At 75.1% G+C, this 25,485-nt stretch carries 18 protein-coding genes; 8 read left to right on the top strand and 10 right to left on the bottom strand.

The annotated features are described in order from the left end of the window. Window positions 1–317 (bottom strand): IS110 family transposase (locus ACGFZ2_RS28645; RefSeq protein ID WP_393458874.1); only part of this gene is annotated, 317 nt, incomplete at its 3' end. 625 nt (window positions 318–942) lie between these two features. Between ACGFZ2_RS28645 and ACGFZ2_RS28640 the strand changes: the two genes are divergently transcribed. After that, the gene (locus tag ACGFZ2_RS28640) at window positions 943–2,349 is read left to right on the top strand and encodes a glycosyltransferase (protein WP_393458871.1); all 1,407 of its coding nucleotides are present in this window, start codon (window positions 943–945) and stop codon (window positions 2,347–2,349) included. Window positions 2,350–2,407: 58 nt separating this feature from the next. Here ACGFZ2_RS28640 and ACGFZ2_RS28635 read toward each other — a convergent pair whose 3' ends face one another. Both ACGFZ2_RS28635 and ACGFZ2_RS28630 read right to left on the bottom strand, forming a co-directional pair. Next, entirely contained in the window at window positions 2,408–5,227 is a 2,820-nt protein-coding gene (locus ACGFZ2_RS28635; RefSeq protein WP_393458868.1) for an AAA family ATPase, read from the bottom strand. Between the two features lie 545 nt (window positions 5,228–5,772). Further along, window positions 5,773–8,619, bottom strand: a complete 2,847-nt coding sequence (locus tag ACGFZ2_RS28630; RefSeq protein ID WP_393458865.1) for an AAA family ATPase — start codon at window positions 8,617–8,619, stop codon at window positions 5,773–5,775. 1,424 nt (window positions 8,620–10,043) lie between these two features. Between ACGFZ2_RS28630 and ACGFZ2_RS28625 the strand changes: the two genes are divergently transcribed. Next, the gene (locus ACGFZ2_RS28625; protein ID WP_393458862.1) at window positions 10,044–11,423 is read left to right on the top strand and encodes an AMP-binding protein; all 1,380 of its coding nucleotides are present in this window, start codon (window positions 10,044–10,046) and stop codon (window positions 11,421–11,423) included. 103 nt (window positions 11,424–11,526) lie between these two features. Here ACGFZ2_RS28625 and ACGFZ2_RS28620 read toward each other — a convergent pair whose 3' ends face one another. Continuing rightward, a complete protein-coding gene (locus ACGFZ2_RS28620; protein ID WP_393458859.1) occupies window positions 11,527–11,988 on the bottom strand; it encodes a cold-shock protein in 462 nt (153 codons plus the stop codon). Window positions 11,989–12,155: 167 nt separating this feature from the next. Here ACGFZ2_RS28620 and ACGFZ2_RS28615 point away from each other — a divergent pair, with 167 nt between their 5' ends. Further along, a complete protein-coding gene (locus tag ACGFZ2_RS28615) occupies window positions 12,156–12,815 on the top strand; it encodes a 4'-phosphopantetheinyl transferase (protein WP_393458856.1) in 660 nt (219 codons plus the stop codon). 33 nt (window positions 12,816–12,848) lie between these two features. Here the strand turns inward: ACGFZ2_RS28615 and ACGFZ2_RS28610 are convergent, their stop codons facing one another. Next, on the bottom strand, window positions 12,849–14,255 hold the full coding sequence (locus tag ACGFZ2_RS28610; protein ID WP_393458853.1) for an acyl-CoA synthetase: 1,407 nt from the start codon (window positions 14,253–14,255) through the stop codon (window positions 12,849–12,851). A gap of 257 nt (window positions 14,256–14,512) precedes the next feature. Between ACGFZ2_RS28610 and ACGFZ2_RS28605 the strand changes: the two genes are divergently transcribed. The 5 genes from ACGFZ2_RS28605 to ACGFZ2_RS28585 all read left to right on the top strand — a co-directional run bounded on the left by ACGFZ2_RS28605 (window position 14,513) and on the right by ACGFZ2_RS28585 (window position 18,038). Next, window positions 14,513–15,217 carry an HAD-IA family hydrolase gene (locus ACGFZ2_RS28605; protein ID WP_393458850.1) on the top strand — a complete coding sequence of 235 codons (705 nt, stop codon included), beginning with the start codon at window positions 14,513–14,515 and terminating at the stop codon, window positions 15,215–15,217. A 247-nt stretch (window positions 15,218–15,464) separates the two neighbouring features. Further along, window positions 15,465–16,406, top strand: a complete 942-nt coding sequence (locus ACGFZ2_RS28600; RefSeq protein ID WP_393458847.1) for an ATP-binding cassette domain-containing protein — start codon at window positions 15,465–15,467, stop codon at window positions 16,404–16,406. Further along, window positions 16,403–17,140 carry an ABC transporter permease gene (locus ACGFZ2_RS28595; RefSeq protein WP_393458844.1) on the top strand — a complete coding sequence of 246 codons (738 nt, stop codon included), beginning with the start codon at window positions 16,403–16,405 and terminating at the stop codon, window positions 17,138–17,140. Before ACGFZ2_RS28600 ends, ACGFZ2_RS28595 begins: the two co-directional genes overlap by 4 nt. 260 nt (window positions 17,141–17,400) lie before the next feature. Further along, on the top strand, window positions 17,401–17,646 hold the full coding sequence (locus ACGFZ2_RS28590) for a DUF5988 family protein (protein WP_393458841.1): 246 nt from the start codon (window positions 17,401–17,403) through the stop codon (window positions 17,644–17,646). Window positions 17,647–17,666: 20 nt separating this feature from the next. Then, window positions 17,667–18,038 carry a VOC family protein gene (locus tag ACGFZ2_RS28585; RefSeq protein WP_393458838.1) on the top strand — a complete coding sequence of 124 codons (372 nt, stop codon included), beginning with the start codon at window positions 17,667–17,669 and terminating at the stop codon, window positions 18,036–18,038. Between the two features lie 130 nt (window positions 18,039–18,168). Here the strand turns inward: ACGFZ2_RS28585 and ACGFZ2_RS28580 are convergent, their stop codons facing one another. The 5 genes from ACGFZ2_RS28580 to ACGFZ2_RS28560 are packed head-to-tail and all read right to left on the bottom strand — an operon-like array spanning window position 18,169 to window position 25,468. Next, window positions 18,169–19,890 (bottom strand): hypothetical protein, encoded by a 1,722-nt coding sequence (locus tag ACGFZ2_RS28580; protein ID WP_393458835.1) that lies wholly within the window; start codon window positions 19,888–19,890, stop codon window positions 18,169–18,171. A 5-nt stretch (window positions 19,891–19,895) separates the two neighbouring features. Continuing rightward, entirely contained in the window at window positions 19,896–21,347 is a 1,452-nt protein-coding gene (locus tag ACGFZ2_RS28575; protein WP_393458832.1) for a VWA domain-containing protein, read from the bottom strand. 35 nt (window positions 21,348–21,382) lie between these two features. Further along, complete coding sequence (locus tag ACGFZ2_RS28570; RefSeq protein ID WP_393458829.1) at window positions 21,383–23,551, bottom strand: tetratricopeptide repeat protein; 2,169 nt, start codon at window positions 23,549–23,551, stop codon at window positions 21,383–21,385. Continuing rightward, window positions 23,548–24,417, bottom strand: coding sequence for a hypothetical protein (locus ACGFZ2_RS28565; protein ID WP_393267816.1), 870 nt, complete (start codon window positions 24,415–24,417; stop codon window positions 23,548–23,550). The genes ACGFZ2_RS28570 and ACGFZ2_RS28565 overlap by 4 nt, the downstream gene beginning before the upstream one ends. A gap of 13 nt (window positions 24,418–24,430) precedes the next feature. Further along, window positions 24,431–25,468: a transporter substrate-binding domain-containing protein gene (locus tag ACGFZ2_RS28560; protein ID WP_393458826.1), complete on the bottom strand. Its 1,038-nt coding sequence runs from the start codon at window positions 25,466–25,468 to the stop codon at window positions 24,431–24,433. Window positions 25,469–25,485 lie beyond the last annotated feature (17 nt).

The following is a 25,485-nucleotide window of genomic DNA, read 5'->3' as shown; positions in this document are numbered from 1 at the left end:
GCGTCGCGGGCGTCGGTCTTCGCGGCGCCCGGGTGCAGGTCGGCGATCCGGCGCATCGCCAGTCCGGGCAGGTAGGCCACCTGATGACCGCAGGCCCTGGCGACCGCGACCGGCAGCGCACCGATCGAAGCCGGCTGGTCGACCACCACGAGAACCCGGCCGTGGCGGGCGAGTTTGTCGAACACCTGCCGCAGCTTTGCCTCGGTGTTGACCAACGCCGCGTCGTGCAGCCGCTTGCCGTCCCGGTTCAACGCGACAGCGTGGTGGCCGTCCTTGCCGACATCGAGACCGAGGAACACCTCGTAGTCGCCGTGCACGTATCGCCTCCCCGCGACATCGCCCTCGGCTCGGTCGCCAGTCTGGCGTCGACTGCCGGCACCCACGTTACGAAGAGACCTACCCCAACCCTGCGAGTGGTCGTGTCCCTATCAGCGGTCCATCGACGCCACCCGGCCCGGCGACAACACCCCCCGGATCATGCGTACGACAGGGGCAGTAAGTCATACCAGGCCGGGCGACCGAGCAGTCCCCGGCTGGGGACGATCAAAAATGTAACGGGTGTCCGCTGCCGGCTGTCCGCGGCTCGTGGGCTCGCGGCTCACGGCGCCGGGCCGATTCGCCCGGACAAATCAGCGTGAGCCGTCCTCCATGTCGCCGCCGTCGGGTAAGTTATGACTGTCTATATAGACAGCGGTCGCAGAGGGTCCTGGGCTGCCATGAATCGGCACCCCTTCTACCGAAGCTCCGCCGACCCCTGTGCCGCATCGACACGCCTTGACAGCCGACCCCGATCGCCTGGCTGAACGGCTCCATCATCAGCCCGCCTGTGCCCGACCGCACGCGACCGCACCACGTGCCGCCGGGAGACCGCCGGACGGCGGCCCAGGTGACGGAACGGCGCGAGCCGCCGCGTGGCGGGAAGGAGTGATGGTGACGGTGGTCATGACCGGAGACGACCGCGGCCGAGCCGTGCTCGTGGTCGCCTACAACAGCGCCGGGCTGTTCAACCCGCTGCTCAGCATTGTCAACGAGCTGAAGGCCCGGGGCGTCCGCGACGTCTGGTTCGCGTCCACGGAGGACCGCCGGGCGGATGTCGAGGCGCTGCCCGGCCCGGGCGAGGTCTCGTTCGTCTCGCTCGGGCCGGCCCGCCCGCAGTCGTCACCGCACGACTGGGACGACGCGACGTACCGGGCGCTGACCACCGGCGACCGGGTGGACGCCTTCGCGCGCTACATCGACCTCTGCACCGACTACGACTACCTCCAGCAGCTCTACCAGCGCTGCCTCGGCACGATCGACGAGATCGGGCCGGCGGTGGCCGTGGTGGACAGCCTCGCCACCTACGCGATGGACGCCGCGCAGATCCGACAGGTGCCCTTCGTGGTCAGCATCTCGCTGCCGCCGTCCAACTTCCTCCAGGAGCTGCTGCCGCCCCGCTATCCCACCCCGTTCTCGGGGCTGCCGCGGCGGATGACGCCCCGGCAGCAGGCGACCAACGCGCACTTCCGCAACCGGCTGGTCCGGGCGCTGACACAGCCGGACCGGTTGGGGCGGAACCTCGCCGCCGTGGCCGCCCGCAGGGCCGCCGGCCTCCGCAACCCGGAGATGCGGCCGGCGCTCTACGCCGAGGCCGCCGCGGCGCTCATGTCGTACACGGTCTTCGGCTTCGAGTATCCGTTCCCGACCGCCCCGGCGACACTGCGGATGCTCGGTCCGGTCGTGCCCCGCGAGGTGCCGCCGGCCGACGGGGACGACGAGCTGACCCGGTGGCTGGACGGCCACCCCTCGGTGGTCTACGTCGGGTTCGGCACGATCATGCGGCCGTCCCCGGGGCAGGTGAGGGCGATCGTCGAGGTCGCCGACCGGGTCGGGCCCGAGCACGCCGTGTTGTGGAAACTGCCCGCGCGCCAGCAGCAGCTCCTCCCGCCCGCCGAGCGGCTGCCGGGCAACCTGCGGGTGGAGGCGTGGCTGCCCTCGCAGCTGCGGGTGCTGGCCCACCCGCACGTGCGCGCCTTCTTCAACCACGGCGCCGCCAACGCCGTCCACGAGGGCGTCCACTTCGCCACCCCGCAGTTGGTGATGCCGTTCTGGCTGGACTGCCCCGACGGCGCGGCGCGTGCGGTCGACAGCGGCGTCGCGCTGGCCGTCGAGCACACCGACGCCCTGGACGTCGAGGACATCGTCGCCAAGCTCACGCGCCTGCTGCGCGAGGACTCGTTCCGGGAGCGGGCCGAGCTGTGGAGCCGGCGGATGCGGCGGGCCGGCGGGGTCGCCGCCGCCGCCGACCTCGTGCTGCGGCACCGCGACGAGGCCCCGGCCCGCCGATCCGCCGGGGTCGCCGTCGGCTGAGCCTGCGGCTGCCGTACGCGCCGAGGGGCGCCGCACGCGCGGCGCCCCTCGGCGCGGGTCAGGAGGCGGCGCCCTGCGTCTCCTCGGCCAACCCCTCCGCGTACGCGACGAGCCGGGACGGCAGGTCGGTGCGCCGCTTCACGTCCAGCTTGCGGTAGACCCGCGTCAGGTGCTGCTCGACCGTGCTCACGGTGATGAACAGTTTGCTGGAGATCTGCCGGTTGGTGTGCCCCTGGGCAGCCAGCGCGGCCACCCGACGCTCGGCGTCGCTCAGCCCGTCGTCCGGCTCCTGCATCTCGGCGGCCGTCGGGTACGCCGGCAGCCCGCTGCCCGGCTCCCGCCGGATCAGGCGCTGGGCCAGCACCGACGCGCCGCAGTCCTGGGCCAGTTGGTAGGCCCGGCGGACGAGCAGCCGGGCGCGGGCGGAGTCGCCGGCCCGTTGCAGCGTCTGGCCGGTGTCGCCGAGGGCCCGGACGAGCTCCAGCCGGTCGCCGCTGGACTGGAGCAGGCTGACCGCTTCGGAGAGCAGCTTGCGCCGGTGGTCCTGGGCCGCGGTGGTGGCGAGCAGCCGCAGCGTCCGACCCCGGGTCCGGTCGTCGACCCCGTGCGGCACCCGCAGCTGTTCCTGGAGGAGCTGCGTGGCCTGCGCCTTGTTGCCGACGCTGAGTTGCACCCGGGCCAGCTCCAGCCGCCACGGCACCAGCCCGGCGGCGTCGATGCCCCAGGTGCGCATCAGCTCGCCGCACCGCCGCAGGTCGGTGATCGCGGCGTGGGGCCGCCGTACGGCCAGGTGGTGCCGGGCGCGGGCGGCCAGGTAGTGCAGGCCCAGCGGGGTGCGGAACATGCCGGGCGGAACCGGGTGGGCGAGCCACCGGTCGGCCTCGGACAGCCGCACCGCCTCGGTCGCGCAGGCGATGAGCGTGGCCAGCGGGCCCGCGACCGCCACACCCCATGCCGGTGCGGGAATGTCCTCCAGCGCCGTGCGGGCGTGGTGCTCGGCGCCGGGCAGGTCACCGACGCGCAGCGCCGCCTCGGCCCGGACCGCCCGGATGACGGCCCGCCACACCGGAGCGTGCCGGGCGGCCGGTCGACCGAGCAGGACGTCACCCCAGGCGGCGGCCCGGTCGGACCGGCCCGCCCACAGCAGCGCCAGCAGGGGGGCGGTCAGCAGGCCCAGCGAGCCGTCGTCGGTGTGGTGACGCTGGAGGAGCTGCTCGGCGGTCGCCACGGTGTCGTTCTCCGCGGCCGGGGTCAGCGCGGTGTGCAGCACCGTCACCGCCTGCAGCAGCGGGCTGATCGTGGCCGGCGCGCTCGCCGCCCGGCTCCACGCCGTCGGGGTCTCCCGCACCGTGGCCAGGTGGTCCGGGTGGGAGAGCGCGACCAGCAACTGCATCATCCGCAGCCGCGTCGCCACGCCGCCCGGGCCGTGCTCGTCCTCTGTGGAGAAGCCGCTGACGGCCTCGGTGGCCTCTTCCACCCGACCCTGCCAGAGCAGGTAGGGCACGGCGGACAGGCCGACATCGCTGGACCACCCGGCGGCCCGCGCCGCCTCCACCAGCTCGCTGAGGTGCCCGTTCACGGCCAGCGGGTTGACCTGCCAGCGGGCGCTCACCAGCATCTCGGTGGTGGCGGCCCGCTGCCGCTCGTCCACGCACACCCGGGAGACGAGGCGCAGGCAGGCGGCGGCCACGTCGGGGCGGCCCGAGGCCAGGGCGTGTCCGGCGGCGTCCTGGAGCACCGGCACCACCCACGGCGCGTCCGCCCAGCCGGCGGCCACCAGATGCTCGGCGACCACGCTCGGCTCGGCGCCGTGGTCGTGCAGCACCTCGGCGGCCCGCTGGTGCAGGCCCCGCCGCTCATCGGGTGACATGTCGCCGAGGATCGAGTGCAGGATGCGCGGGTGGCGCAGCTGGTCGGCCTCCATCAGGCCGGAGGTGCGCAGCACCCGCACCGCCGGGACCGTGGCCTCGGGCGCCACGTCGAGGAGGTGACCGAGCAGCTCGGTCGGGGCGGGCCGGTTGAGCACCGCCAGCGCCTGCGCCACCCGGCGCACCCCGGGCTCGTGCCGATAGAGGCAGCCGAGCACGGCCTGGTCGAACGCGTCGCCGACGGTCGCGCCGGAGTCGTCGCCGCCCGTCCCGCCGCCGGCCCGCTCCTCGAGCAGCGCCCGGGTGAGCAGCGGGTTGCCGCCGGTCATGTGCACGCAGCGTTCCGCCGTCTCCCGGGCCTCGGTGGTCTCGGTGTCGCCGCCGACGAGCCGGGCGATGGCGTCCACGGTCAGCGGCGGCAGGGTGATCCGGGCGAAGTGCGGCTGGCTGAGCAACTCGGCCCGGAACAACGGGTGCGGCGGGCGCAGCGTCGACGCCTCGGCGAGCACGACCATGATCCGGGCGTGGCGCAGCCGACGGGTCACGTAGAGAAGGCAGTGCAACGAGGCCGGGTCCGCGTGGTGCACGTCGTCGACGACGAGGACCAGGGGCCCGGTGCCGGTCAGGTCGAGCAGGGTGGCGAAGAGGCCGTGCAGCAGGGGAGCCCAGGCCCGGTCGCCCTCGGCGGCCTCACCGCCGGGCTCGGGCAGGGACATGGCGAAGGTGGCGTCGCCCATCAGCTTCTCCACCCGGGCAGCCGCGTCGGGCGCCAGCCGTGCACTGTGGAGCAGCTGCCCGATCACTCCCAGGTGGAGCCCGCGCTCTGCCCGGGAACCGGCAGCGCTCATCACCTGTCCGCCGGTGGCGGCCGCCCACTCGCCGAACGCCTCCAACAGACTGGTCTTGCCGCTCCCCACCGCGCCGGTGACCAGCGCGACGTGTCCTCGCTGCTGCTCCTCACACGCGCGGAACGCCCGCCGGAGACGGGTCGTCTGCTCCTCCTGCTGCACCAACACCAGCGTGTCAGCCCTTCTCGTACGCGGTGCGGAACCGGAACCCCGGCGCTGCCCGACACCGCTCCCCCTTGCCGGACGGCCGCCCCTCCACCGCGCCTACCGGGGGTAGGGGTGGAGCGCACCGGGCCGCCGTGCCGGATGGACCTGGAAATGTGTCGCCGGACCGCGCCGTTCAGGGGACGGTCCGTGCGACCAGGCGAGTCTGGCACCGGGGGGGTGGTGCGACAACGGGCGCGAGACCCCATCGTTTCGCGCGCAAACCTGCGGATCTTGTCCGTCATTAGGGGTTGCGCAATGCGCCGCAAGGGGTGTCGGGATTGGCCGGACGGCCGGAGATGACCACACCGTGAACGGCGGGTTTCGGTGGTACGCCTCGACGGTGCCACACCGCGGTTCTTTGGGGCAGGCCGGACGGCCGGAGTGTGACCCGATGAACAGCCGTCCGTGGTCGGTGGGCGGCGGCCGGCCGCCCGTGCCGCAGGGAGGCGGTCAGGCCGGGACGGCGAGCGCGGACGGCGCCGGTGGACGGCGGATGACGGTCAGCGGAACCGTGGCCCGCGTGGACGGCCCCCGGGTTCGCCCTGCCCGGGCGACGGCGGGTGCAGCAGGGTCGCGCCGGGCCGGTTCAGCCGCAGCCGGGCGGCCAGTTCGTTGCGCGAGTTGACGTGCAGCTTCCGGTAGATCCGGGTCAGTCGCTGTTCGATGGCGCTGACCGTCAGGAAGAGCTTCTCGGCGATCTCGCGGTTGGTGTGGCCCTGGGCGGCCAGGGTGGCCACCTGGGACTCCGCGTCGTTGAGCCCGTCCACCACCACCGCCGTGCCGGCGGGGCCCTCGGCCGAACCGGAGCCGGTGGTGGCCGTGCTGGCGCGCAGCAGCGGGATCCCGCACTCCTCGGCGAGGGCGCGGGCCGCCCGGGCCGCGACGCGTGCCTCCCGCCGGTCGCCGGCCTGCTGGTAGGCGTGGCCGAGGTCGGTCAGGTTGTGCGCCAGCTCCACCCGGTCGCCGCACTGCCGCAGCAGCCGGACGGCGCTGCGCAGGTGGCTGATCCGGTCCGGCCCGTCCTCCGTGGCGGCCAGCACCCGTAGGGCGGCGGCCCGGTAGCGCACCTGGACGGGCCGCAGCCGGGCCAACTCCTCCCGGACCAACTTCCTGGCCTGTTGGCGGCGGCCCATCCGGAGCAGCGCCCGGGCCGACTCCGTCCGCCACGGGACGAGACCCGAGAAGTCCAGTTGCCACGAGGTCATCAGCTGCCCACAGAGCTGGAAGTCGGCCAGCGCGCCCTCGGGGCTTCCCGCGGCGAGCGCGTGCGTCCCGCGGGCGTGCAGGTAGTGCAGCCCGAACGGGGTTTTGAACATCGCCGGCGGGACCGGCACCTGGAGGCAGGCGGCCGCGGCGTCGAGCTCGTCCATGAAGGTGAGGGCCCGCAGGCGGACGGCGAGCGGCATCCCGATCACCACCCCCCAGCCCTTCGGCGAGAGCTGGCCCAGCGCCTGGTCGGCCAGTTGCACGGCGCGGGGCAGGTCACCGAGCCGTCCGCTGACCAACGCCCGGAGGGCCGCGAGGGTCGCCGAGGCCGAGGGATGGCGCCGGGCGGCCGGACTGGTGCCCAGCCGGTCGCACCAGTCGCCGGCCAGGTCCAGCCGGTCTGCGTAGATCAAGGCGACGATGGCGCAGACGCTGGTCCACATGCTCGGCTCGTCGTCCGGCCCGCCGGTGGCCAGCGCCCGCTCGGCGTGCTCGACCACCGTGGCGTCGCCGCGTTCGAGCACGGCGGACAGCAGGAGGGACCCCTCGAGCCCACGCCTGACCGCGGCCAGGGTGAGCGGGTCCCGCGCGGCGGCGGTGGGTTTGGGCCGGCCGACCGTCACCCCTGGATAGAGGGTGGACATCCAGCCGGTCGTGACGAGCAGTTCGGCCGCGGAACGCGGATCCGCGCTGTCGGCCCGGTCGCTCAGGTGCTGGACGAGCTCGACGGCCTTGTCGATCTCACCGTGCCAGAGCAGGTACAGGATCGGCCCCGCCGCCTGCTGGCTGCTCAGGTGCCCGGCGCGGACGGCGGTGGCGACGCCGGTCAGGTGGGGGACCGCCGCCTGCGGGTCGAGCTGCCACTCGGCGCGGGCCAGCGCGGAGCGGATCCGCGCCCGCAGGCAGTCGCCGACGGCGCTCCGGTTCGCCCGGCGCAGGTACCGCAGGGCGGTCTCCACCTTGCCGTCGACCAAGGCCTGCTCGCCGGCGTCCAGCAGGCTCTGCGCCATCCAGGGCTCGGTCAGCTCGTCGACCTTGACCAGATGCGGCGCGACCCGTGTCGCTGGTGCGCCCTCGTCGTGCAGCAGGCAGGCCGCCTCCAGGTGCAGCCGGACGCGTTCCTCGGCGGTCATCCCGTCGAGCACCGCCTGGCCCACCGCCGGATGCCGAAACCCCGCCTCGGTGACCAGCCCGGCGCTGGTCGAGCCGTCGACGGCGCCCAGCGCGGACCGCGACCGGGCGCCGACGAGCTGGGACAGCAGGTTGCCGTGCAGGGGTTCGCCGGTCACGGCGAGCACCCGGGCGGCCTCGAGCACCGGGTGGTCGCAGCGGTACAGGCAGCTCAGCACGGCTTCCCGGAACGATTCGCCGGCGACGGGGTGGTCCGCGGGCCGGGGCGCGGCGGCCCGGTCGTCGGCGAGCGCGTGCACCAGCAGCGGGCTGCCGCCGCTGATCCGGTGGCTCTCCTCGGCGATGGTCCGGGCGACCGGGACGCCGAGGCGGTGGGCGAGCACCTGGAACGTCCCCTCGACGGTGAGCAGCGGAAGCCGGATGCGGTGCAGCCTCGCGGGTTGCATCAGCTCGGTGTAGACCTCGGGGCGCCAGGGCCTGGTGCGCGGCGCCTCGGTCAGCAGCACCAGCACGGGCAGGCCGGCGATCCGCCGGGCGATGTAGTCGAGGCACCGCAGCGACGCCACGTCGGCGTGGTGGACGTCGTCGACCGCGATGACGAGCGGGCCGCGCGTGGTCAGCTCGAGCAGGGCCCCGCCGATCGCGGCGGTGCTGCGGGCCGTGTCCTCGTGGTCGGCGCCGTCGACGTCGGCCCAGGCGAGGGAGCCCGCGTCCAGCAGCCGCCCGACCCGGGCCCGGTCGTCCGGACTCAACGCCGCGGCCCGGACGAGTTGGCGGACGACCTCCAACGGGACGGTGCGTTCGGCGCGGGACGCGCTCGCGCCGAGGACGCCCGCCCCGGCCTCGCCGGCCCGCCGGGCGAAGGTCTGCAACAGCGCGGTCTTGCCGGAGCCGACCGGGCCGGTGAGCACGGTCACCGTCCGGCCGGTGGGGGCGCCGCCGGTGGCGATCAGGTCCGCGAGCCGGCGCTCCAGCAGGTCGAGCTGGCACGACCGCTCGGTCAGTTCCATCGACGCGGCCCCCGGTGGAGCGGGCGGCCCGCGGTCACCGGGCACGCCACCTGCCCTGCGCGGCCCTGGAGCTCGACGAAATCGGAGACCGGCAATTCTCGACCCATTCCAGTTTTGGTTATATAGATCGCCGTCGAGGAGCGACGGGCAACCATCGACCGACTTGACCGACTGGCGGCTCCGACTTGCAGCCCACCAGTGCCGGCGATAATTCCCCAGCCCCCTCTTGGCCGGTCTCCCCCTATCGACCGCCGTGATGGTGGGAGTATGGCAGTTCGGCAATTGGGCGGCAAGCCGAGGTTTGTAAAGGATAGGCAAACATCGGTTCGGGTGTCCCTGCCGCCGTCATCCCGCGTCGGGTGCGCAGTCCACAACGGAAAGTCGCCACCTGGTCCCGTAACGTGACCAGGTGTTGCGCCGGTCGTCGAGGTTGCTTTTCATGGCGATGTCGGCCATTGGTTGTCGCGCCTCCCCGTGCTAGGTGTGCGCGAGCCGCCCGCAGGGCCGCGAGCGAGCATTCGTCCCCGCCCGGCCCGGCGGGCCGTGTCGTCGTGCCGCTCGGGACCTGTCCGGTCGGTCGTCGGAGGGGCGGGCGGAAGCCGGCGCCGGTCGGTGTGGGCAGTTCAGCCTGGTGATGACGGCCGGGCGGGGCGAGCGTCCGCCCCGCCCGGCCGGTTCTCACGGCGGCGCGTGGCGCCCGGCGCTCAGGGTGCTGGTCGCGTCGCCGGTCGGTGGTCGGCCCGCTCGTCCCGGTCCGGTTTTCCGCGAGGTGCCGGATGCCTGGTGGGCCGGGGGAAACTGTGAGAATTCCTCTGTTTGCTGCGAGGTAATGCGTCCCCCGCCTGCTGGCGTGACCCCTCCGGTGGTCGCGTCGGCCGGACGGGAAGGGGCTTGCGTCGCGGCATCGTCCCAGGCATGCCCGATTCGGACCTTTGGGAACATTAAGCGATTATGTTGTTAAAAATGAATTATGCGCCCAGCGGTCGTCGGGAGCCGGTGCCGCCGTGCGTGCCGGGCCTGTTGAAAATTGAAAGAGTTTGGCTTGTGGAATTGATTTCCCGTCGCTCCGTCCGGTGGCCGGCCGACAATTCCGACGTCAATGCGGCTCCATTGTTCACCGCTCCTGCCGGACGGAATTCTCTCCACAGTGTCGCCCGGGAACCAGAACGCCCCGACCGCCGGTCGCCCAAGGCGACGCCACCTCGCGTCCTACCTGGCCCGCCGTCCCCGGGCAGGGGACCTGGCCGGGTGGCTAGGGGTTGTGCCGGACCATTGCGCAGCCTAATTTCGGGACACCCCGCGTCGATGGCGGGATGGCCGGATATGGGGCTGCTCGAACCCCATGACGTGAAGGGTCCTGTGGCCGTCGTGATGCCCCAGTCGCTGCCGCGACTCGCCCACGTCCCTGGCAGGGGATAACGGGGATGACACTGCTGCCGGCGCTGCGGGGATCGGGCGCGGACCGGGCCGATGCGGTCAGGATGGCCGGCGGCACGCTCTCCAGCGAGGCATTGCTCGGCTGCGTCACCGCGGTCGCCGACCGGATCAGGGGCGCGGGCGTGGTCGCGGTCGACGCCACGCCGACCCTGGAGACGGTCGTGGGCATGCTCGGCGCCGTCCACGCGGGCGTTCCGCTCGTGCCACTACCGCCCGGCGTCGGGCAGTGCGAGCGGAACCGCATCCTGCGGCAGTCCGGGACGACGGTTGTCCTCGGAGCGCGCCCGCCCGGCGGCGACCGGCTGCCCACGGTTCCCGTCGACCTGCGCCAGCGTTCCTCGACGCACCATCCCGAGCCCGAGCCGGGCGCCGACGCGGTCATCCTCTACACCGGAGGAGCCGCTGGGCCGCCGCGCGGGGTGCGCATCTCGCGTCGCGCCATCGCCGCCGACCTCGACCTGCTGGCCGCCGCCTGGTGCTGGAGTGGGGACGACGTCGTGGTCCAGGGCGCGCCGCTGTTCCGGGCGTACGGCCTGGTCGTCGGTCTGCTCGGCGCGCTGCGGGTCGGCAGCCGCCTCGTCCACCTCGACCGGAACGCCTGCGCGGGGCCGGCCGGCACCATGTACCTGGCGCTGCCCGCGCAGTGGGGGAGAATCGCGCGGGACGGCCCGTTGGCCCGGTCGCTGGCCGCGGCGCGGATCCTGATCTCCGCGGACGCCCCGTTGGCCGCCGCCGTGGCCGAGCGGCTGCGGCTGCTCACCTCGCACGCACCGGTCCAGGCATACGGTACGACCGAGACCCTCATCGCGCTGACCGGTAGGGCCGGCGACCCGCCGGTCGACGGAGCCGTCGGCACCCCCCTGCCCGGCGTGGAGACCCGGGTGCTGGACCGCGAGGACCGGCCCGTGCCGGCCGACGGCGAATCGGTGGGCGAGCTGAGCGTCTGCGGGCCGACGCTGTTCAGCGGCTACGTCGGCGGCGGCGGGCGGAGCGCGGCCGGTCCCTGGCACGCCACCGGTGACCTGGCGACCGTGGCCGCCGACGGGTCACACCGGATCATCGGCCGGCGGGGGCTCGACGTGGTGCACAGCCGGGGCCGGCGGGTGCACGCCGGCCAGGTCGAGGAGGCGTTGCTGAGCCACCCGGGCGTCCGGGACGCCGCCGTCGTCGGCACGCCGCACCACACGCTCGGCGAACAGGTCACCGCCTACGTCGTCGCCGACAACCTGACCGCGCAGGTGCTGATCGACCACGTCGGGCGGCACCTCTCGGCGGCCCAACGCCCCCGGCGGGTGCACTTCGTCGACGAGCTGCCCCGCACCGCGCTCGGCCGGATCAGGAAGTCCCTGCTGGTCGACGCCGGCTGACCCGGCCGCTTCGCACCGTGCGGCCTACTGTGCCCTGCGGCCGGTCCGCGTGCGCCGGCCGTCCCCGCCGTGGCCGGACGCTCCGGCCCGAGGCGGGCGGCGGTCAGCCCTCCACCCAGCCGTGCCGCCGGGCCAGGGCCAGCATCCGGGCGCGTACCGCAACGATCTGCGCCCCGGTCAGGTCCGGCACGGAGGTCACCAGCGCCTCGGTGGTCTCCGCGGAGAACGCCCGCTCGGAGAGCACGTCGCAGAGGCCCTCCTCGTCGTCCGCGCCGCCCGCGACCTGCCCGATCTCCCGGCTTCGCCCGCCGGCAACCGCCACACCGGCCCGGGCCGTCCCGTTCCGCTCCACTCCCGCGGGAGCGCCGACCACCCGCACCAGCACGGCCTTGGGGCCGCGGTCGGTCTCCACCGCGTCGTACTCCACCGGGACGCCGGGCGTCAACGCCCACTTGTCACCGTCCAGCATGTTCGCGTGCACGAACACGTCGTCGCTGCCGTCGTCCGGGGCGATGAACCCGTAGCCCCGCACCTCGTCGAACCGCACCACCTTGCCAGTGAGCATCGCTTTCCCGCATCCATCCGACCAATCCGCGGCCCCGCCCGTGGGCGGGGTACCCCCCCAGACTGGCAGCCGCCCGTGCGGCCCGGCACCCGTACCCGACCCCTATGGTGCACCCTCCGGCCGGCGTCGGAGCGGTGCGGGTCGCCGCAGCACCTAACATCGGCGAGGTGATCGAGCAGATCCTGCCCTCCACCGTGGCGGTGGCCGAGTCGTTCACCGACCCCGCCGGCCTGACCCTGTTCCCCGAGGAGCAGGCGCTGGTCGCCGCATCGGTGGAGAAGCGCCGTCGGGAGTTCACCACCGTACGGCACTGTGCCCGCCGGGCGCTCGGCGAGCTGGGCTTCGCCCCGGTGCCTATCCTGTCCGGTGTCCGGGGTGCCCCGGTCTGGCCGGACGGCGTGGTCGGCAGCATGACGCACTGCGAGGGCTACCGGGCGGCCGTCCTCGGTCGTACGGCGGCGTTCGCCACCCTCGGGGTGGACGCCGAGCCCCACGCGCGGCTGCCCGACGGGGTGCTCGACGCGATCGCGCTGCCGGCCGAGCGGGCCCGCACCGCGGCGCTCAGCGCCGCCAGCCCGTCGGTCTGCTGGGACCGCCTGCTGTTCAGCGCGAAGGAGTCGGTCTACAAGGCGTGGTTTCCGCTCACCGGCCGGTGGCTGGACTTCGCCGAGGCGGACATCGTGCTCGATCCGGCCGGGACGTTCACCGCCCACCTGCTGGTGCCCGGCCCGGTGCTCGGCGGGGTGCCGGTGACCGCCTTCGCCGGCCGGTTCCTGGTCGGCCGGGGCCTGGTGGTCACCGCGATCAGCATCCCGGCGGTCGCCTGACCCGCCCGCACCGGGGTCGCCGCGGCCGACCGGTCAGTCCGCCAGCAGCCGGTTCTTCTGCACCTTCCCGAGGGCGTTGCGGGGCAGCGCGTCGACCAGGCGCACCTCGCGCGGCCGCTTGTGCGCGGACAGGTGCCGGGCCACGAAGTCCACCAGCTCCGGCCCGTCCACCCCGTCGCCCACCACGTACGCGGTGACCTGCTGGCCGAGGTCCGGGTGCGGGATCCCCACCACGGCGGCCTCCCGGACTCCCGGGTGCGCGAGCAGGGCGTCCTCCACCTCGCCCGCGCCGATCCGGTAGCCGCCGCTCTTGATCAGGTCGGTGGACGCCCGCCCGACGATCCGGTGCCAGCCGTCGGGGTCGACGGTGGCGACGTCGCCCGTGCGGAACCAGCCGTCCGGGGTGCTGCTCGCCGCGTCGGCGTCCGGACGGTTGAGGTACCCGTCGAAGAGGGTGGGGCCGCTGACCTGGAGCTCGCCCATCGCCCCGTCGGCCGGCAGCGTCGCGCCCTGCTCGTCGACCAGCCGCGTCCGCACTCCGGGCAGCGGCAGCCCGACGGTGCCCGGCCGGCGCGGGCCGTCCGCCCGGGCGCTCACCGTGATCAGGGTCTCGGTCATCCCGTACCGCTCGACGACCCGGTGGCCGGTGAGCGCGGCGAGGTCCGCGAAGACCGCCGCCGGCAGCGCCGCGCTGCCCGAGACGAGCAGCCGCGCCGGGCGCAGGGCCCGCGCCGCGTCGGGGTCGGCGGCGACCCGGGACCACACCGTGGGTACGCCGAAGTACATCGAGCCCTCGGCGGCCGCGTACCGCTCCGGACGCGGCCGGCCGACGTGGTGCAGCCGGCTGCCCAGCCGCAGCGGCCCGAGCACACCGAGCACCAGCCCGTGCACGTGGAACAGCGGCAGGCCGTGGACCAGCAGGTCGTCTGGCGTCCAGGCCCAGGCGTCGGCCAGGCCGTCCAGGCACGCGGCGACCGCGCGGCGGGAGATGACCGCGCCCTTCGGCGCGCCGGTGGTGCCGCTGGTGTAGAGGATCAGCGCGGTGCGGGCCGGGTCCGGCTCGGGGTGCGTGGTGTCCGAGCGCCGGGCCAGGTCGATCGGGACGACGGCTGGGCCCATGCTGTCGGCCGGGTGCTCCGCGCCGGCCGGGACCAGCAGCGCCGTCGACCCCGAGTCGCGCAGGATGTGGTCGCGTTCCATCGGCCCGGCGTCCGGCGGCACCGGCACGACCGCCGCCCCGGCGGTCAGCGCGCCGACCACCCCGACCACCGTCTCCAGGGTCGCGGTCGCCTCGATCGCCACCCGGTCGACGCCGCGCAGCTCGTCCGCGACCGCCGCGGCCAGCCGGCGCAGCTCCACCCCGGACACCGCCCGGTCGTCGACGCGGACCGCGTCCGGACGCTCGTCGGTGCCTTCCGAGAGCCAGCTCAGCAGTGGCATGGCGCGACCCCTTCTCCAGCGGCTCGGGCCCGGCGTCGGATCGGCCGGGCCGTGACCCGGGCCGGAGCGACCGGGCGTGACCGGGCGCCGGAACCGGGGGCACGGGACGCCGGTAGGGTCGGCGGTGCGCCGGTGGATCCGGGCGGGCGTGTGCCCGGCCGGCAGGCCCGGGACGACGATCCCGACCGTAGTCGGGGCGTCCCCCGGCCTGCCACCCCTACCGGCCGGCGAGGTCGGACGGGCGGGAGGTGGCGTCGGTGGCCGGGGAGACGACGGAACGGGTGTCGGTGCCCGCGAGCGTCCGGGCCGTGGTGCTCGACCTCGACGGGGTGCTGGTCGACAGCCTCGCCGTGGCCAGGGAGGCGTTCGCCCTCGCGTACGGGGAGGTGGTCGGCGACGGCGTCGCCCCGGTCGAGGAGTACTGCCGCCATCCGGGCCGGTACCTGCCGGAGGTGCTGGAGCTGATGGGCCTGCCGGCGGCGCTGGCCGAGCCGTTCGTCCGGGAGAGCAACCGCCTCGCGCACCGGGTCACCCTCGTCGACGGGGTGCCGGAGTTGCTCGGCACGCTGCGGCGGCGGGGGATCGGGTTGGCCGTGGCGACCGGCCGCAGCGGCGTACGGGCCCGGGATCTGCTCGGCCGGCTCGACCTGCTGCCGCTCGTCGACCACGTGGTGGGCTCGGACGAGGTGCCCCGGCCCAAGCCCGCACCGGACATCGTGCGGCAGGCGCTGCGGCTGCTCGGGGCCCGGCCGGCGGAGGCGCTCATGGTCGGTGACGCACCGAGCGACCTGCTCAGCGCGCGGGCGGCCGGGGTGGTCGCGGTGGCCGCGCTGTGGGGCGAGTCCGACGAGGAGGCCCTGCGCGCCGCCGGCCCCGACGTCGTGCTGACCCGGCTGGACGAGCTGCTGCCCCTCTGCCCGGCGCCCGGCCCACCCCACCGTGTCGACGGACACGCGCGGTAACCGGCTAACACCCCTGTCGCCGCGCCCGGCTGCCCGCCGAGACCCCTGTCCCCGGGTCGTATCCCGTTCGAAACCCCCGATTCGTCAACTGATCGATTGATTCGTACCTCCGTTGGACGGATGATGTCGGGCGTCGGCCGGCCTCGCGGGCGGGCTGGCGCTGGCACGTCACCGCAGCCGACGCCGCGATCAGCCGGGGGTCCCGCCCGCCCTGACGGCCGCCCGCACGTGAAGGAGGACCACGCCCATGCCGGTCATCGAAGTCGATCATCTGCAGAAACGGTACGGGGAGAAGGTCGCCGTCGCGGACGTCTCCTTCACCGTCGAACAGGGCGAGATCTTCGGCGTGCTGGGCCCCAACGGGGCGGGCAAGACCACCACGGTCGAGTGCGTGCAGGGGCTGCGTCGGCCCGACGGCGGCACGATCCGGGTGCTGGGGCTCGACCCGATCCGCGACCGCACCGAGGTGCGTCAGCGCGTCGGCGCCCAGCTCCAGGAGAGCCAACTGCCCGACAAGGTGCGGGTGTGGGAGGCGCTGGACCTGTACCGGTCCTTCTACCGCAACCGGGCCGACATCGACGAGCTGCTGACCGACCTCGGCCTGGCCGAGCAGCGCAACACCTACTTCCAGAAGCTCTCCGGCGGGCAGAAGCAGCGGTTGTCGGTGGCGTTGGCCCTGGTCGGGCGGCCCGAGGTCGCCATCCTCGACGAGCTGACCACGGGGCTCGACCCGCAGGGCCGCCGGGACACCTGGGACCTGGTCGAGCGGATCCGCGACCGGGGCGTCACCGTCGTGCTGGTCACCCACTTCATGGAGGAGGCGGAACGCCTCTGCGACCGGCTGGCGATCATCGACCAGGGGCGGGTGGTGGCGATCGACAGCCCGTCCGGCCTGCTCGACCGGGTCGGTACCGACCACCGGGTGCACTTCCGGCCCGACGAGCCGGTCGAGGACGCGCTGCTGCTCGCGTCGCCCGACGTGACCGGGGTGTCCCACTACGGCGCGGAGGTGATGGTGACCGGCACGAAGGACGTGCTCCAGTCGGTCCTGTCCGCGCTCAACGAGGCCGGCATCCGCTACACCGGGCTCCGGGTCGAGCAGCCCAGCCTCGACGACGCGTTCGTGTCCCTCACCGGCCGTGGGGGCCGGACCGCCACGCAGTCCCCGACCGACGAGAGGTCATCGTGAGCGCCCTGACGAAGCTGATCGCCGTCGAGACGAAGCTCTTCCTGCGGGAGCCGGTGTCGCTGTTCTTCGTCTTCGCCCTGCCGATCGGGCTGATGCTCGTCTTCGGGTTGCCGCAGCGCGCCGGCACGGCCGCCGACACCGGGCAGCACGCCGAGCAGACCTTCCTGCCGTCCCTCGCCCTGGCCCTGACGATCGGGATGCTCGCGCTCTTCACCCTGCCGATGGCGCTCGGCATCTACCGCGAACGCCGGGTCCTGCGCCGCCTGGCGACCACCCCGGTGCAGCCCGCCCTCCTGCTGGTGGCCCAGGTCGTGGTCAACCTCGTGATGGGTGTCCTCGGCGCCGTGGTCACCGCGATCGCCGTACGGTTCCTGCTGGACCAGCCGGCGCCGGCCAACTTTCCCGGTTTCGTGCTGGCGTTCCTGCTCGGGGTGGCCTGCCTCTTCGCCGTCGGGCTGCTGATCGCGGCGCTGGCGCCGTCCGCCCGGGCGGCGCAGTCGATCGGCCCTGCGCTGTTCTTCCCGCTGCTCTTCCTCGCCGGCGCCTGGCTGCCCCGGGACCGGATGCCGGCCGCCCTGGCCCTCATCGCCGACTACTCGCCGCTGGGCGCCACGGTGGACACCATCGGCGCGGCGTGGGCGGGTGCCAGCCCGCAGTGGGGGCAGCTGCTCGCCCTGGCCGTGACGGCCGTGCTCGGCTCCGTGTTGGCGACCCGCTTCTTCCGCTGGGAGTGAGCCGGCCGGTGGCCGGCGCCCGGGCGTGCGGAAGCATCGTCGCTGCCCAGGGCGGGTCCTAGGGGTCCGCTAAGGGTGTTCGGGCGGATGTGACCTGGATTACGTTCGCTGCGGAACGGGCGGCCGGCCACCGGAACAACGACGTTCGACCCGGAGCGTCCGTTCACCCCGGCAACGGGTGTCGTCAGACCTGTGTGGACGCGTCCGCCGGCCAGCGGCGGGCCCGTCCGAGGTGTGCGGAATGCGACGGAGGTCGTGCCATGAAGGACTTTTCGCAAGCTGATCCGGTCGCCCGGGACGTCGCCGGCGTCATCGATGCCGTCCTGGAGGGCGGCCCGGCCGATCTGCCGGCCGACCTGCGCAGTCACCGGGTGGTGCGGGCGGCGGAGAAGATCAAGGTCCGGCACTATGGAGGGTACGAGCACTTCGAGCGGGGCAGCGCCCCGGAGACGGCCGACGTGCCCGTGGTGTTCCGCTGGACCGGTCGGACCCGGATCGCCGAGTAGCGGAAGGGGGCACGAGTCGCATGAGGCCAGCGAACGACGGGCCGGGGCCCCACCTCTCGGTCAGCGACACGGCCGAGGTCGTCGCCTTCTACACGGACGTCCTCGACGCCGTCCAACTCCAGCGGGAGTGCCTGCTCGACGGCCGCGTCCTGCAGGCGGAACTGGCCGTCGACGGGCACCGGCTGACCGTCAGCGAGTGGGCCGAGGCGGGGTCGCCGGCCGAGGGCCGGGACGGCGTGCTGACCATCGAGCGGACCGACCCCGAGGCGGTGCTGCGGCGGGCGCTGGCCGCCGGTGCCCGCGTCGAACCGCCGGCGGGTCCGGCGCAGCAGCCGACCCTGCGCGATCCCGCCGGCCTGTGCTGGACCGTCGTCGGGCCGCAGCCGGCGTAGGCGAACACCGCCGCCCGTCGGGCGACGTGACAGGAGGCCCACGCTCGTCCGAGCGTGGGCCTCTGCGGTGGCACGGCTGCCGCGGGAGGTCGCCGTGCGCGTCCGGGCAGCCGGGGTCGGGAGCCGGCGCTCATCGGGGGCGGGCGTTGCGCTTGCGTACGGCGAAGAAGAGCGCCGCGGCCCGGCGGACGTCGCCCGGCCGGCGCGGATCCGTGGCGACGTCGTGCAGCAGGTCCCGGTCGGCCCGGTCCGCGGCCAGCGTCATGAGCAGCGAGAAGCACTCCCGCGCGGCGTCCCGGCCGGCGGGGCGGTCCGCGCCGCCGGCCCAGTGCGTCAGCAGCGCCGCGAGCACGTCCGCCCGGAACGGGAGTGCGCCGGCCCCGCCCGTCCCGGCGCGGCCGGCGAGCAGGTGACCGGCGGCGATCGCGCCGTCCGGCTCCGCCAGGCGGTCCCGCAGGAAGGCCGGCGCGACGGCGGCCCGGCTGATCGCCTGCAACGCGACGAACCGCGTCGAACGGGTGTTCATCAGCGTCACCCACTCGTCGGGCCGCCAGTCCCGGGCCAGCGGCCCCGCCGCCAGGTATTCCACCAGGCTGGGCCAGACCGAGGCCAGGGTGTGCCGGTCGGCCCGGAAGAGGTTCGTGGCGAGCAGGATCTGCCGTACGTGGGTGGGCCAGTCGGGCAGTGCCCGCGCCGGGGGAGTCGGCGCGTGCGCCGCCGACCAGTCCACGACCGCCGCCACCGGATCGCCCCCGGTGACCGCGGCGGTCGCCGCCACCTCGACGAGTTCGGTGTGCCGCGCCACCAGCCAGGCGGCGATCGACTCGCCCTCGGGCGGGCAGCGCAGCAGCGCCTCGCAGGCGGCGTCCAGGCTGTCCCGGCCGCCGCGCAGCAGGGCGCGGACGAACTCGTCGAGCAGGGCCGCCGGGCCGGGCTGCGGGGCCGCTTCCGCCTGCCCGCCCTCCCACACCAGCACGGCGATGGTGGCGGTCAGCGGGTTGTGCACCGGGCCGGTGATGCGCTGGGCGTGGGCCCAGTCCAGGAACCCGCGCGCCGTGGCGTCGTCCGGGAACCACCGGGCGGCCAGCAGCGCGACGTCGGCGTCGGTGAAGTGCGCCAGGTGGTACGCCGCGTAGCCGTCGCTCAGCACGGCCAACTCGTCCTCGGCCAGGTGCCGCGTGGTCACCAGGAGGCGCCACGGCTTCGGCGCCGCGGCCGGGCCGGGGGAGCGGGCCAGGGTGGCGAGGCGGTTGAGCACGACGGCCCGCTCGTCCGGGTCGGCGACGGCGTCGACCCCGTCGACGCAGACCAGCCACCGCCGCCCGGGAGCGGGCGGCTGCTCCACGTCGAGCGGGGCGCCCTCCCGCGGGTACGCCTCGGCGAGCGCGGCGGGCAGCGGCTGGTGCACCAGGGCGGTGGCCGGCAGGCTCACCAGCACCGGACCGGGCGGGGACCGTCGCCGCCGGCCGCGTCCGGCGAGCCAGCGCTGCGCCGACCGGGCGCTCTCGTAGCGGACGAGCGCGGTCTTGCCGCTGCCCGGCTCACCGATCAGCAGCACGTTGCCGGCACCGGTGAGCAGGTCCGCCACGTCGACGCCGTCGCCGGCCGGGGCGAGCCGGGGCACCACCCGGCGCGGCACGTACACCTCGGACAGCGGCTTCACGTACCCGCCGAACCGGTGCGGGTGCACGATGCCGGCGTCCGCCTCCCGCTTCCAGACCGGGCTCAGCGCGGACCACCAGCCGCGCCGGTCCCGGTCCCGGGTGTACCGGCGGACGGCGAGGACCGCGCCGGCGAGCGCCAGCGTGCCGCTGACGACGCCGGCGACCTGGTTGGGGATCTCCAGGTCCATCGGCGTCAGGGCCGGCCGGCGCCGGGCCGGTCCGCCGCCAGGTGGTGGGCCCCGCATCCCTCGCAGTAGGCGCCGGTCTGCGCCTCGCCGCAGTGCCGCCACGGCGCGGGCGGGCCGGCCGGCGCGGACCGCTGCGCCGGCGGCTCCTGCGGCCCCCACCGGGAGGTGTGGTGGGACACGACCAGGGAGGACTGGGTCAGCCGGGCGTCCACGTCGGGCTTGAGGCGGACCCGGCCGCCGGCGGCGTCCAGGACGTCCACCACCCGGGCGAGCAGGACCACGTCGTCGTCGCGGCCCGCGGCGTGGGCGAGCGCCACCGCGCGGCCCAGGTGCTCCTCCGCCTCGGTGGTCCGGCCCGCCCGGGCGGCCGTCAGCCCGCGCTGGACCGCCGCCGCGTAGTCCTGCTGCCGGGTGTAGTGGGCGACGCTCTCGTTGATCTCCGAGTACCGCAGGGCGTCCTCGGTCCACTCCACGGTGATCGGCGCCTCGACCGGCTCGCCGTCCGCGTCGGCGTGGACGCTCACCCAGCCGACCCGCCGTCGCGCCCCCGGCGCCATCGCGTCGACCTCCAGGGCGACGTGGTAGTCCCGCTGGTCGTGCGGGCTCCACGCGCCGACCGGGTAGTCGGTGGTCAGCTCGCCGGCCGGCTCGCCGCGCCCCGTGAGGTCGGCGATCGCCGGGTGTACCTGCTTGACGAAGCGGACCCGGGTCAGCCCGGTGGTGCGCACCCGGAGCCGCACGTCGGCGACCCGGCGGGACATCGCGCGCGTCAGCACCGCCCGGAACTCGTCGGCGAGCCCGGCGAGGTCCTCCACCGGCACGACGGGGTTGGCTCCCAACGCCTCCGCGATGCCCAGCAGCTCCGCCGCGTCCCAGTCGTGCACGCCGTCGGCGGAGCCGATGGCGCGGCAGTCGACGGTGAAGCGCCCCACGCAGTCGTCCACCGCCGCCCGCAGGTCGGCCGGGCGCTGGGACTCGTTGCGGCCGTCGGTGAGCAGGATGACGTGCCCGATCGCGTCGGGCCGCGTGGCGAGCAGCCGGCGGGCCAGCAGCAGCCACGTGCCGATGGCGGTGCCGCCGTGCGGCGCCACGCGCCGCAGCGCGTCGCGGGCGGCGGCGCGGGTGCTCTCGTCGGCGACCGCCAGCCGCCGGTCGCGCGGGTAGACCATCGTGGCGTTGGCGGTGCCGGCCACCACCGCGAACGCGACCCCGTCCGGCAGGGCGTCGATGGCGGCGGCGGTCGCCTGCCGGGCGGCCCGCATCTTGGCCTGCGGCGCCCCCATCGAGCCCGAGGAGTCGAGCAGGATCACCTCGGCCAGGCCGTCGTGGCGGACCTCCCCCTCCTCCGGCTCCACGCCCTGCACGGTGGCGACGACGTCGACGACCGCTCCGTCGGCGGGCACGTACTCGGTGTGGTGCACGCTCAGGCGCAGCGGCAGACCGTTGGCGGGGGGCACGGGTGACCTCTTTCCGTCGGGGCCGGCGGCCGGGCTCACCACCACGTCACCGGCCGGTACGCGTTGGCAAGGTCGACGAGCGCGATCCGCTCGCGCCGGTCGGCGGTGCGCCGGGCGCGGGACCGGCAGCGGCGCTCGAACGCGCCGCGCAGGGCGTCCTCCTCCAGCGGGTGGCCGAACAGTCGCCGCCCGGCGTGGCGCCCGGCGGCCAGGTCGCAGTCCAGCGCGATCCGCAGGATGTGCGCCTCGACCTGCTCGCGTTCGTCGAACGGGGGCAGCTTGTCGACCATTGCCGCGGCGTCGAGCGCGGCGTCGAGCCGGTGCCCGTCGTCCGGCGCGTCGAGCAGGATCCGCACCGCGCAGGTCACCGCCACCGTCGAGGCCCGGGACGACTCCGGCACCTTCAGCAGGGCGTCGGCGGCGCTGCGCGCGTCGGCTGTCGCCAGCAGGCAGCGGGCCAGCCCGAAGGCCGCGCCCACCACGCCCGGGTCGGTGTCCCACACCCCCCGGTAGTGGTCGGCGGCCGTGCGCGCGTCGCCGTCGAGCTCGCAGGCCACCGCGTACGCGAGCCGGGTGGAGACCTCGCCCGGCAGCCACCCGTAGACCTGCGCGAACCGGCGGCGGGCGGTGCCGAAGTCCCGGCCCACCAGGGCCACCAGGCCGCGGTGCCACCACAGCGACCAGTCCCGCAGCTCCTCGGGGAACTCGGCGAGCAGCGGCCCCGCCTCGTCCGCCCGGCCGGCGGCGAGGTGTGCCCGGACGGCGCGGTAGGTGACCTGCGCCGTCCGCTCCGGGGCGGTCCTCAGCAGCTCGATGAGCTCCGCCGGGTCGGCCGGGCCGAGCGAGGCGAGGAAACCGGCGGCCGGGTCGGCGCCGTCGACCAGGGGCGCGGGCAGACCGAGCGTGATCTCCACGACGTCGAGCGCGTCCCCGTCGGTGTGCAGGCCGAACGCGCACGCGGAGGGACTGAACAGGGTGGACCGGGTCGGCCGCGGCACGCCGTCGCCCGCCGAGGCGACCTGCCGCCGGACCCCTCGGACCTGCTCGCGCATCTCGGCGGCGGAGGCGAACCGGTCGTCCGGCTCGGCGGCGGTGGCGCGGGCCAGCAACCGCAGGAACGGGTCGAGCCGCGCCGGCACGGGCAACCGCAGCAGGTCCTGTCCGGGCGGGATCCGGGTCACGTCGACGGACCGGGGCACCAGGGTCAGCGCCGCGAGGGTCCGGCCGACGGTGTAGAGGTCCGACCGTACGCTCGGGCCGGCCGGCCCCAGGCGTTCCACCTCCGGGGCGGTGAAGCCCGCGGTGCCCCAGGCCGGGCTCACCGTGTTGTCGATCCGGCGGGCGGCACCGAAGTCGACGAGCTTGATCGGGTCGTTGGCGCCCTGGCCGCCGACCCGCATCACGTTCTCGGGCTTCAGGTCGCAGTACAGCCAGCCCTGGTCGTGCAGGTACTCGAAGGCGTCGAGGATCTGCACGCCGTACCCGAGCGCCTGCGCCACGTCGACGGCGCAGGAACCGCCGCCCGGCCCGGCCGCGCTGCGCGCCTCCTCGAGGGTGCCCCCGTTGACGTACTCCATCACCAGGTAGCCGGCGTCCCGGTCGGACTCGGGCCGCAGCGCGTGGGTGATCGTGACGATGTGCGGGTGGTTCAGCGCGATCAGCGCCTGCCGTTCGGCGACGAACGCCGCGACGGCCTCCCGGTCCTCCGGGTTGCGCTGCCCCTTCAGCACCCGCCACGCGCCGTCCATGTCCTCGTCCCGGGCGAGGAACACCCAGCCGACCCCGCCGTTGCCCAGGCAGCCCTCGATCCGGTAGCGCCTGGCCCGCAGGTCGCCGTTGGCCAGCGGCGGGGTGAAGGAGTACCGGGTGCCGCAGTCCGGGCAGTATCCGGCGACCCGGGGCAGCCGGCGCCGGCAGGTCGTCTTCGCGCAGTAGCGGGAGTGCTCGGGGACGACCGGCTGCGACACCAGCGCCGACAGTGGGTCGTGGGGCCGGGCGGTGGGCAGCACGGCCGGCTGCTCCCACGGCCGGGACGCCGTCCGCGCCGGGCGTCGGTCGAGGTCGGGGTCGGGGCTCGGCCCCGTGCCGGTGGCGGCGCCGGCCCCGGCTCCGGCGCATTCGTGCCCCCACAGCCGGCAGAACCCGTCGGAGTCCACCCTGCCGGGGCAGTTGCGCTCCGCGCAGCCGCGGCTGACCGCCGTCATCGCGTCCCCCCGTTCACGGCCTGCTGGTAGGCCCGGACCGCCCGGCTGGCGCCGGTCACGTCGAAGACGTCGGGGCGCAGCGCGGCCCGGGCGTCCCGGTAGCTCTCCTCGACGTCTGGATGCTCGGCCCGGCCCACGTCGGCGGCCTTCTGCCGGTACGCCTCCAGCCGCCCCGTGAGCTCCAGGTGGCACCGGCGGCGCAGCCGGCGCCGCGCGGCGTCGGTCAGCTCGACCGCCCGGTCGACGGCTTCGGACAGCGTCCCGTCGTCCCCGTCCGGCCCGGCGTCGCCGCGCAGCCACCGCCCCCGGCCCGCCGCCTCGGCGGCGGCGACCTGCTCCAGCAGCCCGTCGACCGCGAGCCCGGCCACGGGGTCGGCCCCGTCGCCCAGGCCCTCGGCGGCGGCGTCCGCGGCGAGCCGCCGGAGCCGCTCCACGGAGGAGCGCAGCCGCTGCGCCCGGACCGCCAGCCGGTCGCGGCCGTGCGCGTCGACGATCCGGCGGATCCGGGCCACGTGCTCGCGGGCCGCCACCACGACCTGCTCGACGGTCATCTCCTCTAGGCGGACCGGCTCGCCGGTCGCCGCGGTGAATCGGACCCGGCAGGGGCCGGCCAGCAGCCGGGCCAGCGCGTCCGCACCGGCGGGCGTGGACCGGTCGACGCCGTCGAGGTCGTCGACCAGGCGGTCCAGGGCCAGCGACAGGCAGCCGAGCCGGTGCAGCAGGTCCCGGGCCTCCTGCGCGGACGCCGCGGCGGGGCCGGTCGGCTGCCGGAAGGCGTCGGTGACGAGTTGCTGCACCTCGAGCAGGCTCTCGCACACCCAGGCGTGCGCCGCCAGGGTGGCGTCGAGGCGTTCCCGGTCGGACATCAGGTGCCGCCCGTCAGTCGGTCGGCCGCGGCGTGACCGGCGGCGGGTCGGGGGGCGGCCACACCGTGGTCGGCGGCTCGGGCGACGGCATGCCCCTGTCCCGGTGCCCGGGGATCCACCGGTCGTGGGCCTGCCGCCACACCGTCGCGGTGTGCGGCGAGGCCAGCACGTGGTTCACGTACGCGGCCAGCTCCCGGCCGTGGTCGAGGTGGAACGCGAAGGCGTGCGGCTCGTCGGTGAACCAGGTGCAGTCGGAGTCCTGGTGGTACGCGCAGAACTGCCGGTCGCGGCGCGGCGGCTCGGTCACCAGCATCGTGTCCGGGGCCATCTGGGCGAAGCCCAGCAGGATGTTCTCGTCGGTGCTGACGCCGTCGACCTGGCCCTGGCGCAGCATGACGAGGCAGTCGACCGAGTGGACGGCCTGCACCGGCACGAGCCGCTCGCCCGCGAGGGTGCGGTAGCTGGAGATCATCGCGAGCGAGGTCGTGTTCGCGCCGGCGCAGACCCGCTTGCCCCCGAGCTGCTCCATGCCGGCGTACTCCGGCACCCCCTCGGCGCGTTCGCGGACCAGCACGCTCTGACCGGAGTCGAGGTAGTCGTTGGAGAAGACGACCCGCCGGGCGCGTTGGCACGTCGCCGTCAGGGAGGTGGCCACGACGTCGATGTCGCCGCTCTCGATCATGGTGAAGGCGCCCTGGCCGGGCGGCACCACCTTGAAGGTGAGCCGCTCGCGCGGGTCCTCCGTCGGCCAGACGGCCCGGGCGACCGCCAGCATCAGCTCGATGTTGAAGCCCTCGAACCGCTGGGTGCGGGCGTCCCAGTGGCTCATCGTGGCGTCGGACGGGTCGACGCCCACCACCAGCTCGCCCCGGTCGAGGATCCGGGACGGCGGGGTCGGGTTCGCGGGAAGGCTGCGGCGCACCGGGCAGATCGCGTCCGCCCCGTCGGTCGTCGGGACCGTCGCCACGCCCTGCGGCCGCGCCGGGGGCGCGGGGGGCGGCGCCGTCGGCGCGGTGCACCCGGCCAGGGCGGTCAGGAGCGCGGCGAGCATCGCCCCGCGGCCACCGC

This window comes from Micromonospora sp. NPDC048063 (assembly GCF_043202855.1).
Taxonomy (GTDB): Bacteria; Actinomycetota; Actinomycetes; order Mycobacteriales; family Micromonosporaceae; genus Micromonospora.
The sequence above is the reverse complement of the archived record's forward strand: the minus strand, read 5'-3'. Positions and strand labels throughout refer to the sequence as shown.

What these genes read in the sequence shown, in the direction of transcription:
- ACGFZ2_RS28640 (WP_393458871.1), top strand. Translation starts at nt 943, where the DNA reads ATGACCGGAGACGACCGCGGCCGAGCCGTGCTCGTGGTCGCCTACAAC.
- ACGFZ2_RS28630 (WP_393458865.1), bottom strand. Translation starts at nt 8,619, where the DNA reads ATGGAACTGACCGAGCGGTCGTGCCAGCTCGACCTGCTGGAGCGCCGG.
- ACGFZ2_RS28625 (WP_393458862.1), top strand. Translation starts at nt 10,044, where the DNA reads ATGACACTGCTGCCGGCGCTGCGGGGATCGGGCGCGGACCGGGCCGAT.
- ACGFZ2_RS28620 (WP_393458859.1), bottom strand. Translation starts at nt 11,988, where the DNA reads ATGCTCACTGGCAAGGTGGTGCGGTTCGACGAGGTGCGGGGCTACGGG.
- ACGFZ2_RS28610 (WP_393458853.1), bottom strand. Translation starts at nt 14,255, where the DNA reads ATGCCACTGCTGAGCTGGCTCTCGGAAGGCACCGACGAGCGTCCGGAC.
- ACGFZ2_RS28600 (WP_393458847.1), top strand. Translation starts at nt 15,465, where the DNA reads ATGCCGGTCATCGAAGTCGATCATCTGCAGAAACGGTACGGGGAGAAG.
- ACGFZ2_RS28590 (WP_393458841.1), top strand. Translation starts at nt 17,401, where the DNA reads ATGAAGGACTTTTCGCAAGCTGATCCGGTCGCCCGGGACGTCGCCGGC.
- ACGFZ2_RS28585 (WP_393458838.1), top strand. Translation starts at nt 17,667, where the DNA reads ATGAGGCCAGCGAACGACGGGCCGGGGCCCCACCTCTCGGTCAGCGAC.
- ACGFZ2_RS28580 (WP_393458835.1), bottom strand. Translation starts at nt 19,890, where the DNA reads ATGGACCTGGAGATCCCCAACCAGGTCGCCGGCGTCGTCAGCGGCACG.
- ACGFZ2_RS28570 (WP_393458829.1), bottom strand. Translation starts at nt 23,551, where the DNA reads ATGACGGCGGTCAGCCGCGGCTGCGCGGAGCGCAACTGCCCCGGCAGG.
- ACGFZ2_RS28565 (WP_393267816.1), bottom strand. Translation starts at nt 24,417, where the DNA reads ATGTCCGACCGGGAACGCCTCGACGCCACCCTGGCGGCGCACGCCTGG.
- ACGFZ2_RS28560 (WP_393458826.1), bottom strand. Translation starts at nt 25,468, where the DNA reads ATGCTCGCCGCGCTCCTGACCGCCCTGGCCGGGTGCACCGCGCCGACG.